The 13,735-nt window shown below is 59.2% G+C and carries 12 protein-coding genes; 8 read left to right on the top strand and 4 right to left on the bottom strand.

Annotation, left to right across the window (positions count from 1 at the left end):
* Positions 1 to 902 precede the first annotated feature (902 nt).
* The 3 genes from K0H47_RS00725 to K0H47_RS00715 are packed head-to-tail and all read left to right on the top strand — an operon-like array spanning position 903 to position 3,533.
* Positions 903 to 2,342: a cytochrome ubiquinol oxidase subunit I gene (locus K0H47_RS00725; RefSeq protein ID WP_219271736.1), complete on the top strand. Its 1,440-nt coding sequence runs from the start codon at positions 903 to 905 to the stop codon at positions 2,340 to 2,342.
* 3 nt (positions 2,343 to 2,345) lie between these two features.
* Complete coding sequence (gene cydB / locus K0H47_RS00720; RefSeq protein ID WP_008432810.1) at positions 2,346 to 3,353, top strand: cytochrome d ubiquinol oxidase subunit II; 1,008 nt, start codon at positions 2,346 to 2,348, stop codon at positions 3,351 to 3,353.
* Between the two features lie 12 nt (positions 3,354 to 3,365).
* Positions 3,366 to 3,533 carry a DUF2474 domain-containing protein gene (locus K0H47_RS00715; RefSeq protein ID WP_003215809.1) on the top strand — a complete coding sequence of 56 codons (168 nt, stop codon included), beginning with the start codon at positions 3,366 to 3,368 and terminating at the stop codon, positions 3,531 to 3,533.
* Between the two features lie 41 nt (positions 3,534 to 3,574).
* Here K0H47_RS00715 and K0H47_RS00710 read toward each other — a convergent pair whose 3' ends face one another.
* Positions 3,575 to 4,699: a methyltransferase gene (locus tag K0H47_RS00710; protein ID WP_063026994.1), complete on the bottom strand. Its 1,125-nt coding sequence runs from the start codon at positions 4,697 to 4,699 to the stop codon at positions 3,575 to 3,577.
* Positions 4,700 to 4,827: 128 nt separating this feature from the next.
* Positions 4,828 to 5,538, bottom strand: a complete 711-nt coding sequence (locus tag K0H47_RS00705; RefSeq protein ID WP_063026996.1) for a LuxR family transcriptional regulator — start codon at positions 5,536 to 5,538, stop codon at positions 4,828 to 4,830.
* Positions 5,539 to 5,941: 403 nt separating this feature from the next.
* Here K0H47_RS00705 and K0H47_RS00700 point away from each other — a divergent pair, with 403 nt between their 5' ends.
* The gene (locus K0H47_RS00700) at positions 5,942 to 6,718 is read left to right on the top strand and encodes a ferredoxin--NADP reductase (RefSeq protein WP_063026998.1); all 777 of its coding nucleotides are present in this window, start codon (positions 5,942 to 5,944) and stop codon (positions 6,716 to 6,718) included.
* 42 nt (positions 6,719 to 6,760) lie between these two features.
* Here K0H47_RS00700 and mscL read toward each other — a convergent pair whose 3' ends face one another.
* The gene (gene mscL / locus K0H47_RS00695) at positions 6,761 to 7,177 is read right to left on the bottom strand and encodes a large-conductance mechanosensitive channel protein MscL (protein ID WP_219271734.1); all 417 of its coding nucleotides are present in this window, start codon (positions 7,175 to 7,177) and stop codon (positions 6,761 to 6,763) included.
* Positions 7,178 to 7,463: 286 nt separating this feature from the next.
* On the opposite strand from mscL, the gene katB reads away from it, so the two are divergent.
* The 3 genes from katB to radA are packed head-to-tail and all read left to right on the top strand — an operon-like array spanning position 7,464 to position 11,000.
* The gene (gene katB, locus K0H47_RS00690; RefSeq protein ID WP_017477839.1) at positions 7,464 to 9,005 is read left to right on the top strand and encodes a catalase KatB; all 1,542 of its coding nucleotides are present in this window, start codon (positions 7,464 to 7,466) and stop codon (positions 9,003 to 9,005) included.
* A 52-nt stretch (positions 9,006 to 9,057) separates the two neighbouring features.
* On the top strand, positions 9,058 to 9,597 hold the full coding sequence (locus tag K0H47_RS00685; RefSeq protein WP_177070193.1) for an ankyrin repeat domain-containing protein: 540 nt from the start codon (positions 9,058 to 9,060) through the stop codon (positions 9,595 to 9,597).
* A 35-nt stretch (positions 9,598 to 9,632) separates the two neighbouring features.
* Entirely contained in the window at positions 9,633 to 11,000 is a 1,368-nt protein-coding gene (radA, locus tag K0H47_RS00680; protein WP_003215821.1) for a DNA repair protein RadA, read from the top strand.
* 116 nt (positions 11,001 to 11,116) lie between these two features.
* On the opposite strand, the gene K0H47_RS00675 is transcribed toward radA, so the two are convergent.
* Entirely contained in the window at positions 11,117 to 11,485 is a 369-nt protein-coding gene (locus tag K0H47_RS00675; protein WP_219271732.1) for a PilZ domain-containing protein, read from the bottom strand.
* 173 nt (positions 11,486 to 11,658) lie between these two features.
* Here K0H47_RS00675 and K0H47_RS00670 point away from each other — a divergent pair, with 173 nt between their 5' ends.
* Entirely contained in the window at positions 11,659 to 13,725 is a 2,067-nt protein-coding gene (locus K0H47_RS00670) for a carbon starvation CstA family protein (protein WP_063027003.1), read from the top strand.
* The last annotated feature ends 10 nt before the right edge of the window (positions 13,726 to 13,735 follow it).

Below are 13,735 nucleotides of genomic sequence, written 5' to 3'. Positions count from 1 at the left end.
GTTTACCCGCTCCGCAATACCTGCGTTCGGCCTCGGGCTTATTGGGGCAGTCAGATCAAAATCAAAAGCAAAAGCACAGCGGCCTACCGGCCGGCTTGAGTGTTAAAAGCCAGATCAAAAGCCAGAGCGAAAGCCAAATCTGAAGCTGACGCAGCTTTGCTTTTCTGTGGGAGCTGGCTTGCCTGCGATGCAGACAACTCGGTACATCATGTACACCCAGTTGATGCCATCGCAGGCAAGCCAGCTCCCACAGTTGACCGTGCCCGCTTTAGATTTTGATTTGGTTTTTGCTCTAAAACACTCAAGCCGGCCGGTAGGCCGCTGTGCTTTTGATCTGCTTTTGATCTTGATCTTAGGCGCCCCGTTAAACCACGCTGGCCAAACGCAGGCTTTGGAGCGTGGGTAACCCGGCAGGACGCCGGGTTAGCCGTCCTGGGCCAAGGATGGCCCATGACGGCGGCCCACGGTCCAAAGCCGGAGTGAGGGCACACCGAGCCTAGGCGAGGTGCCGAGTGGTGGGGCAAGAGCGTTTTGCTTACTTTTGCGCTCTTCAAAAGTGAGCCGCTGTAAGAGCGGAACCATAGGCGGCCGTTACCCAGATAACGGATATACACCCAAAGCACGCTCAATCTCACCAAAGCCAACGCCCAGTGACCACTGAGGCAACCTGTCACGCGGCAAAAGACCACGCCTTGCTCTCTCGAAAATGGGACTACTCTTTCAGCAATGCTTGATCCAGATCAAAACCTTCGCCGGGATTGCTCTGGCGGCCGCAAGGCCAGAATCCCTGCGTGGTTGGTTATAAAAAGAAACGAATTTGAATTCGCCACACTCCATATCCGTGGGGGCAGTGGGTGCAGGCCTCCAGCCAGCATTCGGTATTACCTGACAGAGGAAGACTTATGTTCGGTTTGGAGGCGCTAGATCTCGCCCGAATTCAATTCGCGTTCACCATCTCATTCCATATCCTGTTCCCGGCCATCACCATCGGCCTGGCCAGTTACCTTGCGGTGCTGGAAGGCCTGTGGCTCAAGACCCACAACGACACCTACCGTGACCTCTACCATTTCTGGTCGAAGATCTTTGCCGTCAACTTCGGCATGGGCGTGGTCTCCGGTCTGGTGATGGCCTATCAGTTCGGCACCAACTGGAGCCGCTTCTCGGACTTCGCCGGCGCTGTCACCGGGCCGTTGCTGACCTATGAAGTACTCACGGCGTTCTTCCTCGAAGCCGGTTTCCTGGGGGTCATGCTGTTCGGCTGGAACAAGGTCGGGCGCAAGCTGCACTTCTTTGCCACGGTGATGGTGGCCGTCGGCACGCTGATCTCGACCTTCTGGATTCTCGCCTCCAACAGCTGGATGCAGACACCACAGGGTTTTGAAATCATTGATGGCCGGGTGATTCCTACCGACTGGCTGGCCGTGATTTTCAACCCGTCGTTCCCTTACCGCCTGATGCACATGGCCACGGCAGCCTTCGTCGCGACCGCGTTCTTCGTCGGTTCTTCGGCGGCCTGGCACTTGCTGCGCGGCAAGGACAACCCGGCGATCCGCACCATGCTGTCGATGGCGATGTGGATGGCGCTGATTGTCGCGCCGATCCAGGCGGTCATCGGTGACTTCCACGGCCTGAATACCCTCAAGCATCAGCCGGCGAAGATCGCCGCGATTGAAGGCCACTGGGAAAATATCGGCAACGAGCCCACGCCGCTGATCCTGTTCGGCTGGCCGGACATGAAGGCTGAAAAAACCAAGTTCGCGGTGGAAATCCCGTACCTGGGCAGCCTGATCCTGACTCACTCCCTGGACAAGCAGGTGCCGGCCCTCAAGGAGTTCCCGCCTGAGGACCGTCCCAACTCGACCATCGTGTTCTGGTCGTTCCGGGTCATGGTGGGCCTGGGCTTCCTGATGATCTTTACCGGCCTGTTCAGCCTCTGGCTGCGCAAGGGCGACAAGATGTACACGTCCAAGCCGTTCCTGTACCTGGCGCTGTGGATGGGCCCGTCCGGCCTGATCGCGATTCTCGCCGGTTGGTTCACCACCGAAATCGGCCGACAGCCGTGGGTGGTCTACGGGCTGATGCGCACCGCGGACGCTTCGTCCAATCACAGCTTTGCGCAGATGAGCATCACGTTGGTGTTGTTTGTGGTGGTGTATTTCGCGCTGTTCGGCGCGGGCCTGGGCTACATGATGCGCCTGGTGCGCAAAGGGCCTGTGACCCACGAAAGCACCGAGCCTACTCTCGGTGGCCCTGGGCAGAAACGCACACCGGCCCGTCCGTTGTCGGCGGCTGATGATAGTGCCGATGCCGATCACGGCGACACCTTGAACAAGGGGAACTGAGCCATGGGTATTGATCTTCCGCTGATCTGGGCCGTGATCATCATCTTCGGCATCATGATGTACGTGGTCATGGACGGCTTTGACCTGGGGATCGGCATTCTCTTCCCGTTCATCCCGGGCAAGACCGACCGTGACGTGATGATGAACACCGTCGCCCCCGTGTGGGACGGCAACGAAACCTGGCTGGTACTCGGCGGCGCGGCGTTGTTTGGCGCGTTCCCGCTGGCCTATTCGGTGGTGCTCTCGGCGCTGTACCTGCCACTGATGCTGATGCTGATCGGGCTGATCTTTCGCGGCGTGGCGTTTGAATTCCGCTTCAAGGCCAAGGACGACAAGCGTCACTTGTGGGACAAGGCCTTCATCGGCGGCTCGCTGGCGGCGACGTTCTTCCAGGGCGTAGCGCTGGGGGCGTTCATTGATGGCATTCCGGTGGTCGACCGCCAGTTTGCCGGTGGCTCACTGGATTGGCTGACGCCGTTCACGATGTTCTGCGGCGTGGCCCTGATCGTGGCGTATGCGCTGCTGGGTTGCACCTGGCTGATCATGAAGACCGAAGGCAGTTTGCAGGAGAAGATGCATAACCTGGCGCGGCCCCTGGCCTTCGTGGTGCTGGCGGTGATCGGTATCGTCAGCCTCTGGACGCCGCTGGCCCACCCGGAAATCGCGTCGCGCTGGTTCACTCTGCCTAACCTGTTCTGGTTCCTGCCGGTGCCGATCCTGGTACTGGTGACCATGTACGGACTGATTCGCGCCGTGGCCCGCAATGCGCACTACACGCCGTTCCTGCTGACGCTGGTGCTGATCTTCCTCGGCTACAGCGGTCTGGGGATCAGCCTGTGGCCGAATATCATCCCGCCATCGGTATCGATCTGGGACGCCGCCGCGCCGCCGCAAAGCCAGGGCTTCATGCTGGTGGGCACCCTGTTCATCATCCCGTTCATCCTGGGCTACACCTTCTGGAGCTACTACGTGTTCCGCGGCAAGGTCACCCACGAAGACGGTTATCACTAGGAGGATTGACTCATGTCCGGCAAACCTTCGTTGCACGACATTGAACAGGCTGAGAAAAAGCCGCTCTGGCAGCGCTTGGGCTGGCTGGCGATGATCTGGACCGGCAGCGTCCTGGCCCTGTTCGTGGTGGCCAGCCTGATGCGCATGTTCATGAATGCCGCGGGTCTGACCACCCACTGACATCCCGTTGTAACTATTGCCCTCCTTTATGGAGGGCTTTTTTATTTGCGCGCCTTGAGAATCACGAACTTCGGTGTGGTCGCCACTTGCTCGACGCCGCGGAACAACCGCGCCAACTTGGTGTGATAACCCAAGTGACGGTTGCCGACGATATACAGGGCGCCGCCCACTACCAACGCTTCCCGCGCCTGCTGGAACATGCGCCAGGCGAGGAAATCACCCACCACTTGCTGCTGGTGGAACGGCGGGTTGCACAGCACCACCTCCAGTGATTGCGGTTCTTGATCGGCCAGTCCGTCGCCGGGGCGAACCAGCACCTCGCGTTCACCCAGGGCAGCGCGCCAGTTTTCGGCCGCCGATTGCACGGCCATATAGGACTCATCCACCAACGTGTACTGCGCTTGCGGATTCTGCAGTGCGCTGGCAATCGCCAACACGCCGTTGCCGCAGCCAAGGTCCGCCACGCGGGCGTCCCCCAGGTTTGCCGGAAGGTGCGGCAGGAAGGCTCGGGTGCCGATGTCGAGGCCTTCGCGGCAGAACACGTTGGCGTGGTTGAGCAGTTCGATGGCCGGGGTTTCCAGGCGGTAGCGCGTAGGGTAGGGCGATACGGCGTGTGGCCGATCGGCCTGGGTGGCGATCAGCAAGCGGGCCTTTTTTACCGCCAGTGAGGCGTGCATCGGGCCGACATAGCGCTCCAGCAATTCGCCGGCGGCCCGTGGCAAGTGCTTGACCATCGCCCCGGCAATCACCTCGGCGCCGGGTGCCAGTTGGCCTTGCAGGCGAATCAGTTGTTCTTCGAGCAGGGCCAGGGTTTTCGGCACGCGGATCAGTACACGGTCGAACGGCCCGGTCGGCGTCTGGCTGGCGGGCAGGAGCGTTACCGCGTCGAAAGCCTTGCCGTTGCGCGCGAGATTTTTCTCCAGGCCCAGGGCGCCGAGGAACGAGTCACCGCTGGAGGTGACCTGCACATGCCCTTCGAGGCTGGCCGCCAGCGCGCCGAAACTGTCGTTGAGCACCAATACGCGGGTCGCAGGCGTCGGCTGTTGTTCCGCCAGATAGCTGAGCAAATACTCATCGGCTGCATCAAACGCTTGCAGCGGGTCGTTGTGCTGTTCTGGCTGACGGATCAGGTCGAGTTGGGCGAAGGGGCTGTCGAGCAGGGGCATGGCGGGGGAGACTCTGGGTAAGCGAACCATCGGGGTGAGCGGCGACGCGAGGCGCATCAGGGGCTCGCGTCATCACCCGGAACTGGCCGCAAATGTTACTTTTTTTTCCCCTGGATTACATGCGGTGTTTAAAACAACCCGCATTTTACTGCCGTGATCACCGCGGCAATCTTGTTACTGACTCCCAGCTTCTTCATCGCACTGCTGATATGGAAGCCGACCGTGCGTTCGGACAGGCACAGGATGGTGGCGATGTCCGAAGCGGTCTTGCCCATGGCCGACCATTGCAGGATTTCGGTTTCACGCGGGGTCAATTTGCTGGGCGCTTGCGGACTGGGCTTGTCTGCATATTTTTTGGCCACCACCGCGTGCATGGCGTGGCAAATCCAGAGTACTTGTCCGGCTTTTTCATAGAGTTCTTCAGGGCCCACTGGGCCGATGGTGCGCCCCAGGCTCAACATGCTGAAAACACCCTGGAAGTCATGAACCGATTGGGTCCATCCGAAATTCAATCCGTTGGACTGGGCATGAGCCCATAAGTCCGGTACCGAGGAAAAGGTTTTCTCGTCCCATACGATCGGTAGAACCGAGCGTTTGCAATGTGCAACCACAGGGTCGAAATCAAAGTAGTGCTCTTGTCTGTACAGCGTATTCCACTCATTTGAATAGTTGTTTAGGTTGACGGTTTTCGTTTGGTTGTTGGGTAGATGAGAACTAAGGGTGAATGCGCAGTATTGGAAGCCAAGCTCGTAGGTAAGGTTGAGGGCCGCTTCGTACATGCTGGTTATTTCGCTTTCCCCTTCGAGTTTGGGCAGGCGAGTGTTGTGCCAGTTGACCATCGGTAACTCTCCATGTGCATGTTTTTTACATGGGGTACTTCCAAGGCCCCCGTTTACGGCATGAAAAAATAGTGTAGGACAACGGCTGTAGCTCGAAATGAAAATTTGGTTATGTTCGGCTGAGTGGTGGATGAGGAGTATTTGTACAAACTAACTACGGTGTACAAGTTGCAGGTGTTCGATAAGATTTTTCTATTTTTTTTAACGACTTGCTGTGAATGCCGCTTGTTAATATTTAATTGCGTTCCGTCATCTAATGGCTTGTTGAAAGGAGGCTAATAGCCAAATATTTAGTACTGCCCAGCGGTTGCCCATGGGCGCAGCGGCAATGCCAGCACAAACCATCGGTGTTTCCAGGAGGCGCTTTGAGGGACACTAGGGGCCTCTGCAAATGGAGTTTCCCATGACGGCCAGTGCTGAAAAATACACCCGCCAGACCTTGCTCGACGTGCAATCGCTGACCCCCAGCCTGTTTACCCTGCGCACTACCCGAGACCCGGGCTTTCGCTTTCGCGCCGGGCAATTCGTGCGCCTGGGGGTGACCAAGGCCGATGGCAGCATTGTGTGGCGTGCTTATTCAGTGGTGTCCTCGCCCTTTGACGAGCACCTGGATTTCTTCTCTATCGTCGTGCCGGGTGGCGAGTTCACCAGTGAACTCAGCCGCCTGCGCGAGGGCGATACCCTGCTGGTGGAACGCCAGGCCACGGGCTTTTTGACTCTGGACCGGTTTGTGGATGGTCGCGATCTGTGGCTGCTGGGCACCGGGACCGGAATTGCGCCGTTTCTGTCGATCCTGCAGGACTTCGAGGTGTGGGAAAAATTCGAGCGGATCATCCTCGTCTATAGCGCCCGCGAAGCAAGGGAGTTGGCTTACCAGTCGTTGATCCATGAGCTGGGCGAACGAGAGTACCTGGCGGAGCACGCCCACAAGCTCACCTACATTCCTATCGTGACCCGTGAGCAACATCCGGGCGCGCTGAATGGGCGGATTACCACCCTGATCGAGAACGGCGAATTGGAACGCGCCGCAGGCATCGAGCTGACCCCTGAGCATTCCAGAGTGATGATTTGCGGCAACCCGCAGATGATCGACGACACGCGCCAGTTGCTGAAACAGCGTGACATGCAACTGAGCCTGACCCGTCGCCCGGGCCAGGTCGCGGTAGAAAACTACTGGTAAAACAAAGGCGCCCTGAAGGCGCCTTTGTTTTGTTTGCCGAGCTTACTCGGGCTTGCTGTTCTGTGCCTTGAGCAGATCGCGGATCTCCCCCAGCAGCTCTTCTTCCTTGGTCGGAACCGGCGGCAAGGTGGGCGCCACGGCCTCTTCGCGCTTCAGGCGGTTGATGGCCTTCACACCCATGAAGATCGCAAACGCAACGATCACAAAGTCGATCACGCTCTGGATGAACTTGCCGTACGCCAGCACCACGGCAGGGGCATCGCTCTGGGCGGCCTTGAGCGTCACGGCCAAGTCGCCAAAATCGACTCCCCCGATCAACAGGCCGATGGGGGGCATCACCACGTCGCCTACAAAGGAGGAAACGATTTTGCCGAAGGCGGCGCCGATGATAATACCGACGGCCATGTCGACCACATTACCTTTGACCGCGAAGGCCTTGAACTCACTTAACACGCCCATAGGTTATTCCTTGTTACAGATGAGGAGGTAGAAGCCAGTGTAAGACAGTGTGGCGCGGCTTGCGCGACACAACTGCTTACAGTGTCCGTTTTTATCGACACATTAAATCGCAAATAGTTTGCAAAGTGCCATCAATCGCGCGCGGAATACCCGCTATTTCAGGGGGTTACCACACTATTTTCTTAATCGGGTTGGTACGGCTTTTCTATTTATCTTCTGACTCCCGGGTCACTAGCCTCTGGCAAGCACAACTCAATGTGCACTAAAAAAACCAGAGGATACCTCGATGAAAAACCCTATTAGCCGCGGGCCTATTTCTGCGCGACAGGTGCTGTTTGTAGTGAGCGCCAGTCTTCTTTCGCTGTCCGTACACGCCGCCAACCTCACCCGCGATAATGGCGCAGCGGTTGGCGACAATCAGAATTCGCAAACCGCCGGGGCCAATGGCCCGGTCCTGTTGCAAGACGTGCAACTGATCCAGAAATTGCAGCGCTTTGATCGTGAGCGTATTCCGGAGCGTGTTGTACATGCCCGAGGCACCGGCGCCCACGGTACGTTCACTGTCACCGACAACCTCAGCGACCTGACCAAGGCCAAGGTATTTGCCGCCGGTGAAGCCACGCCGGTATTTGTGCGGTTTTCTGCGGTCGTTCACGGTAACCATTCGCCGGAAACCTTGCGTGATCCACGCGGCTTCGCCACCAAGTTCTACACCGCCGAAGGTAACTGGGACTTGGTCGGTAATAACTTCCCGACGTTCTTTATTCGCGATGCGATCAAGTTCCCGGACATGGTTCACGCCTTTAAACCAGACCCGCGCACTAACCTGGATGACGATTCCCGTCGCTTTGACTTCTTCTCCCATGTTCCGGAGTCCACTCGTACGTTGACCGAGTTGTACTCGGACTCCGGTACTCCGGCCAGTTACCGGGAAATGGACGGTAACGGTGTACACGCCTACAAGTTGATTAACGCCAAGGGCGAAGTGCACTACGTCAAGTTCCACTGGAAGAGCCTGCAAGGCATCAAGAACCTTGATCCAAAACAGGTCACTGAAGTCCAAGGGCGTGATTACAGCCATATGACCAATGACTTGGTCACGCACATTAACAAGGGCGACTTCCCCAAGTGGGACTTGTATGTGCAAGTACTTAAACCTGAAGACTTGGCCAAGTTTGATTTTGACCCGCTGGACGCCACCAAGATCTGGCCCAACGTGCCAGAGCGCAAAGTCGGGCAAATGGTGCTGAACCGGAACCCGGCCAACGTCTTCCAGGAAACCGAGCAAGTGGCCATGGCGCCGGCCAACCTGGTGCCGGGCATCGAGCCGTCGGAAGACCGCCTGCTGCAAGGCCGGGTGTTCTCCTATGCCGATACGCAAATGTACCGCCTGGGGCCAAACGCCCTGCAACTGCCGATCAACGCACCCCGGGTGACCGTCAACAACGGTAATCAGGACGGCGCGATGAACTTCGGCAAGACCACCACTGGCGTGAACTACCAGCCAAGCCGCCTGCTGCCACGGGAAGAGCCGCAAACCGCGCGCTACAGCCAGTCGGCCCTGTCGGGCAGTACCCAGCAAGCGAAGATTCAGCGTGAGCAGAACTTCAAGCAGGCCGGCGACCTGTACCGCTCGTTCAACAAGAAAGAGCGTCAGGACTTGATCGACAACTTCGGCGGCTCCCTGGCCACCACCGATGACGAAAGCAAGCACATCATCCTGTCGTTCCTCTACAAGGCGGATCCGGAGTACGGCACCGGTGTGACCAAAGTCGCCAAGGGTGACCTGGCCCGCGTCAAGGCGCTGGCTGAAAAGCTGACTGACTGATTGGCCCCGTCGGCGCCCGAGCGGGCGCCGACACCCTGGCAGGAGAAACCCCATGCGTATCTACATCGCGTTATTCACCGCTTTGCTGGCCCTCACCGCCCATGCCGAGTCGCCTGACCCCCAGGCGGTCCAGGCACAGCTACAGGATTATTACTTCGATGCCGCCCGCCGTGGCGATGTGGACATGCTCAACACGTTCATCGACTCCGGCTATTCGCTGAACACCCAGGATGAAAAAGGCTACACGGCGCTGATTCTCGCCGCCTATCACGGCGAAAGTGCCTACGTGGACCGATTGCTCGCCGCCGGTGCCGACGCCTGTGTACAAGACAAGCGCGGCAACACCGCCTTGATGGGTGCGATCTTCAAGGGGGAGCTGAAAATCGCCCAGCGCCTGCTGGCCACCGACTGCAACCCCGACCAGCGCAACGGCGCCGGACAAACGGCGGCCATGTATGCCGGGCTGTTCAAACGCGTGGAACTGCTGGACGAACTGAAAGCCAAGGGCGCCGATCTGAATGCCGAAGACCCGATCGGTAACAGTGCTTCACGTTTGGCCAGCGGTGAAATCCGTACCCCGGCGCCGCGCTGAGCTATCATCGCGGTTTTTCGGTTGGAGGTTCTCAAATGGCAAAGGCCAAGCGCATGTATGGCTGCACGGAGTGCGGCGCGACCTTTCCCAAGTGGGCCGGCCAGTGCACGGAATGCGGTGCGTGGAACACCCTGACCGAAACCATGATCGAGAGCGGCGGCGCCGTGGCCCCCAGTGGCCGTTCCGGCTGGACCGGGCAACAAACCCAGATCAAGACCCTGGCCGAAGTCAGCGTCGAAGAAATCCCGCGTTTTTCCACCGCTTCCGGTGAACTGGACCGGGTGCTGGGCGGCGGCCTGGTGGATGGCTCGGTGGTGCTGATCGGCGGTGACCCGGGCATCGGTAAATCCACGATCCTGCTGCAAACCCTGTGCAGCATCGCCAGCCGTATGCCGGCGCTGTATGTCACCGGTGAAGAATCCCAGCAGCAAGTGGCCATGCGTGCGCGCCGCCTGGGCCTGCCCCAGGACCAACTGCGGGTGATGACCGAAACCTGCATCGAAAGCATCATCGCCACCGCGCGCCTGGAAAAGCCCAAGGTGATGGTGATCGACTCGATCCAGACGATTTTCACCGAACAACTGCAATCGGCTCCGGGTGGTGTGTCCCAGGTGCGGGAAAGTGCCGCGCTGCTGGTGCGCTATGCAAAACAGAGCGGTACGGCGATTTTCCTGGTGGGCCACGTGACCAAGGAAGGCGCGCTGGCCGGCCCGCGGGTGTTGGAACACATGGTCGACACCGTGCTGTATTTCGAAGGCGAGTCCGATGGGCGGTTGCGTTTGTTGCGGGCGGTGAAGAACCGTTTTGGCGCGGTCAACGAGCTGGGTGTGTTCGCCATGACTGACCGGGGCTTGAAAGAAGTCTCCAACCCGTCGGCGATTTTTCTTACCCGTGCCCAGGAAGAAGTCCCGGGCAGTGTGGTGATGGCAACGTGGGAAGGCACCCGCCCGATGCTGGTGGAAGTGCAGGCGCTGGTGGATGACAGCCACCTGGCCAACCCGCGCCGCGTCACCCTGGGCCTGGATCAGAACCGGCTGGCGATGTTGCTGGCGGTATTGCACCGTCACGGCGGCATTCCTACCCATGACCAGGACGTGTTCCTCAACGTGGTGGGCGGGGTCAAGGTGTTGGAAACCGCGTCTGACTTGGCATTAATGGCGGCAGTGATGTCCAGCCTGCGCAACCGGCCGTTGCCCCACGACTTGCTGGTGTTCGGCGAAGTGGGCCTGTCGGGTGAAGTGCGCCCGGTGCCCAGCGGCCAGGAGCGTCTGAAGGAAGCGGCCAAGCACGGCTTCAAGCGCGCCATCGTGCCCAAGGGCAATGCGCCGAAAGAAATGCCGCCGGGGCTGCAAGTGATCGGGGTGACGCGCCTGGAGCAGGCGCTGGATGCCCTGTTCGAATAGTCGCCAGCCACACATCACCCCCTGTGGGAGCCGGGCTTGCCCGCGATGGCGGCGTATCAGCTGATTGATATGCAAACTGACACACCGCCATCGCAGGCAAGCCAGCTCTCACATTTTCAGATCTCCAGCAAGGCCGCGAATTCCCGCTCCAGCTCTGCCTGATCGCCGAGGTTCAGCTCGATTATCCGCCGCAGGTGGCTGATGGAGTCGAGGTCGATGTGCTCGCACACAAAGCCGAGCTGCCCATGATCATCATGGGTCTGCCGCACCTGCATCTTCACGTTGGTCTCGGCGTCCAGATGAATGTCTACGTCGAATGATTCGTAGCGATGGCCGTGCCAGTCTTGCGGCCGTTGCACCAGCAAGCCCTTGAGCGACAAATCTACCAATTGCACCGACCAGGCATGGCCGTCTTGCGTGAGCTCGGTCTTGGCATCGAAGGCGATGCGTCGGAAACGGCGTCGGTCGGAAGGCTGTTCGCTCATGGTGAAACCCTCTGTGGATAAAAGAATTGTAGCCGTGCGCCATCATTGGGCATTTTTTTCTGCTTTTTTCGCCCCGGCAAGGCTCTAGACCAACGTAGGGGGGTGGCCTTTAAGGCCAGTAGCGCTAAACTCGGGATGGCTGTCTTTCTGTCCACCCTGGCTGGAATATAAAAATGAAAAATAATAATAGCCTGCTACGCCATCTACCCTGGCTGCTGCTGGCAATCGTAGGAGCGTGCGCCCTGGGCGTAGTGGCCTTGCGCCGCGGCGAGGCGATCAACGCCTTGTGGATTGTGGTCGCAGCAGTGGCCATTTATCTGGTTGCTTACCGTTACTACAGTCTGTTCATCGCTAATCATGTGATGCAGCTTGATCCACTGCGGGCGACCCCCGCTGTGCTCAACAACGACGGTCTGGACTATGTGCCGACCAACAAACACATCCTTTTCGGTCACCACTTTGCGGCAATCGCTGGCGCAGGGCCGTTGGTCGGCCCGGTACTGGCCGCGCAGATGGGTTACCTGCCCGGCACCTTGTGGCTGATCGCCGGCGTGGTGCTGGCGGGGGCGGTGCAGGACTTCATGGTCCTGTTCCTGTCCACCCGGCGCAACGGCCGTTCCCTGGGGGACATGGTCCGCGAAGAAATGGGCCGTGTGCCCGGGACCATCGCGCTGTTCGGCTGCTTCCTGATCATGATCATCATCCTCGCGGTGCTGGCGCTGATCGTGGTCAAGGCCCTGGCCGAAAGCCCGTGGGGCATCTTCACCGTGATGGCGACCATCCCGATCGCGATGTTCATGGGCATCTACATGCGCTACATCCGCCCGGGCCGCATCGGCGAAATCTCGATTGTCGGCGTGCTGTTGCTGCTGGGCTCGATCTGGCTGGGCGGGCAGATTGCCGCGGACCCGGTATGGGCCAAGGCCTTCAGCTTCACCGGCATCCAGATCACCTGGATGCTGGTGGGTTATGGCTTTGTGGCTGCCGTGTTGCCGGTGTGGCTGATCCTTGCGCCACGTGACTACCTGTCTACTTTCCTGAAAATCGGCACCATCATCGCGTTGGCGATTGGCATCCTGGTGACCATGCCCGACCTGAAAATGCCGGCGCTGACCCAGTTCATCGATGGCACTGGCCCGGTGTGGAAGGGCGGCCTGTTCCCGTTCCTGTTCATTACCATCGCCTGTGGCGCGGTATCGGGTTTCCACGCGCTGATCTCCTCGGGCACCACGCCCAAGTTGCTGGCCAGTGAAGGGCACGCCCGTTACATCGGCTACGGCGGCATGTTGATGGAGTCGTTCGTGGCCATCATGGCGATGGTTGCTGCTTCGGTGATCGAGCCAGGGGTGTACTTTGCCATGAACAGTCCGGCCGCCATTGTCGGTGCTGACGTGGTGACCGTTGCGCAAACTGTCAGCAGCTGGGGTTTTGCAATTACGCCGGAAGCGTTGCAGGCGGTGGCGCATGACATTGGTGAGTCCACCATCCTGGCCCGTGCCGGTGGTGCGCCGACCCTGGCGGTCGGTATCGCGCAGATCCTGCACAGTGTCCTGCCGGGTGAAAACACCATGGCGTTCTGGTACCACTTTGCGATCCTGTTTGAAGCGCTCTTCATCCTGACCGCAGTCGACGCCGGTACCCGTGCCGGTCGCTTCATGCTTCAGGATCTGCTTGGCTCCTTCGTACCGGCCCTTAAGCGTACCGAGTCCTGGACCGCTAACCTGATCGCTACCGCAGGTTGTGTGGCGATGTGGGGTTACCTGCTGTACCAAGGCGTGATCGACCCACTGGGCGGCATCAACACCTTGTGGCCGCTGTTCGGTATCTCCAACCAGATGCTGGCCGGTATCGCGCTGATGCTCGCCACCGTTGTGCTGATCAAAATGAAACGCCAGCGCTACATCTGGGTGACCATGCTGCCGGCTGTCTGGCTGCTGATCTGCACCGTGACCGCAGGCTTCATCAAGTTGTTCGACGCCAACCCGGCGATCGGCTTCCTGTCCCTGGCCAAGAAGTACAGCGATGCCCTGGCCGCCGGCCAGATCCTCGCACCGGCCAAGAGCATCGACCAGATGCAACACGTGATCTGGAACGCCTACACCAACGCAACGCTGACGGCGCTGTTCCTGTTTGTGGTCTTCAGCATCCTGTTCTATGCGCTCAAGGTCGGCATCGCCGCCTGGGGCAAAAAGGAACGTACGGATAAAGAAGCGCCATTCCAGGCCATCCCGGACGCTTGATAGAGGATTG

The organism is Pseudomonas sp. Xaverov 83, assembly GCF_019352905.1.
Taxonomy (GTDB): Bacteria; Pseudomonadota; Gammaproteobacteria; order Pseudomonadales; family Pseudomonadaceae; genus Aquipseudomonas; species Aquipseudomonas yamanorum.
This window is presented reverse-complemented; position numbering and strand designations above follow the sequence as displayed.

What these genes read in the sequence shown, in the direction of transcription:
- K0H47_RS00725 (WP_219271736.1), top strand. Translation starts at nt 903, where the DNA reads ATGTTCGGTTTGGAGGCGCTAGATCTCGCCCGAATTCAATTCGCGTTC.
- cydB (WP_008432810.1), top strand. Translation starts at nt 2,346, where the DNA reads ATGGGTATTGATCTTCCGCTGATCTGGGCCGTGATCATCATCTTCGGC.
- K0H47_RS00715 (WP_003215809.1), top strand. Translation starts at nt 3,366, where the DNA reads ATGTCCGGCAAACCTTCGTTGCACGACATTGAACAGGCTGAGAAAAAG.
- K0H47_RS00710 (WP_063026994.1), bottom strand. Translation starts at nt 4,699, where the DNA reads ATGCCCCTGCTCGACAGCCCCTTCGCCCAACTCGACCTGATCCGTCAG.
- K0H47_RS00705 (WP_063026996.1), bottom strand. Translation starts at nt 5,538, where the DNA reads ATGGTCAACTGGCACAACACTCGCCTGCCCAAACTCGAAGGGGAAAGC.
- K0H47_RS00700 (WP_063026998.1), top strand. Translation starts at nt 5,942, where the DNA reads ATGACGGCCAGTGCTGAAAAATACACCCGCCAGACCTTGCTCGACGTG.
- mscL (WP_219271734.1), bottom strand. Translation starts at nt 7,177, where the DNA reads ATGGGCGTGTTAAGTGAGTTCAAGGCCTTCGCGGTCAAAGGTAATGTG.
- katB (WP_017477839.1), top strand. Translation starts at nt 7,464, where the DNA reads ATGAAAAACCCTATTAGCCGCGGGCCTATTTCTGCGCGACAGGTGCTG.
- K0H47_RS00685 (WP_177070193.1), top strand. Translation starts at nt 9,058, where the DNA reads ATGCGTATCTACATCGCGTTATTCACCGCTTTGCTGGCCCTCACCGCC.
- radA (WP_003215821.1), top strand. Translation starts at nt 9,633, where the DNA reads ATGGCAAAGGCCAAGCGCATGTATGGCTGCACGGAGTGCGGCGCGACC.
- K0H47_RS00675 (WP_219271732.1), bottom strand. Translation starts at nt 11,485, where the DNA reads ATGAGCGAACAGCCTTCCGACCGACGCCGTTTCCGACGCATCGCCTTC.
- K0H47_RS00670 (WP_063027003.1), top strand. Translation starts at nt 11,659, where the DNA reads ATGAAAAATAATAATAGCCTGCTACGCCATCTACCCTGGCTGCTGCTG.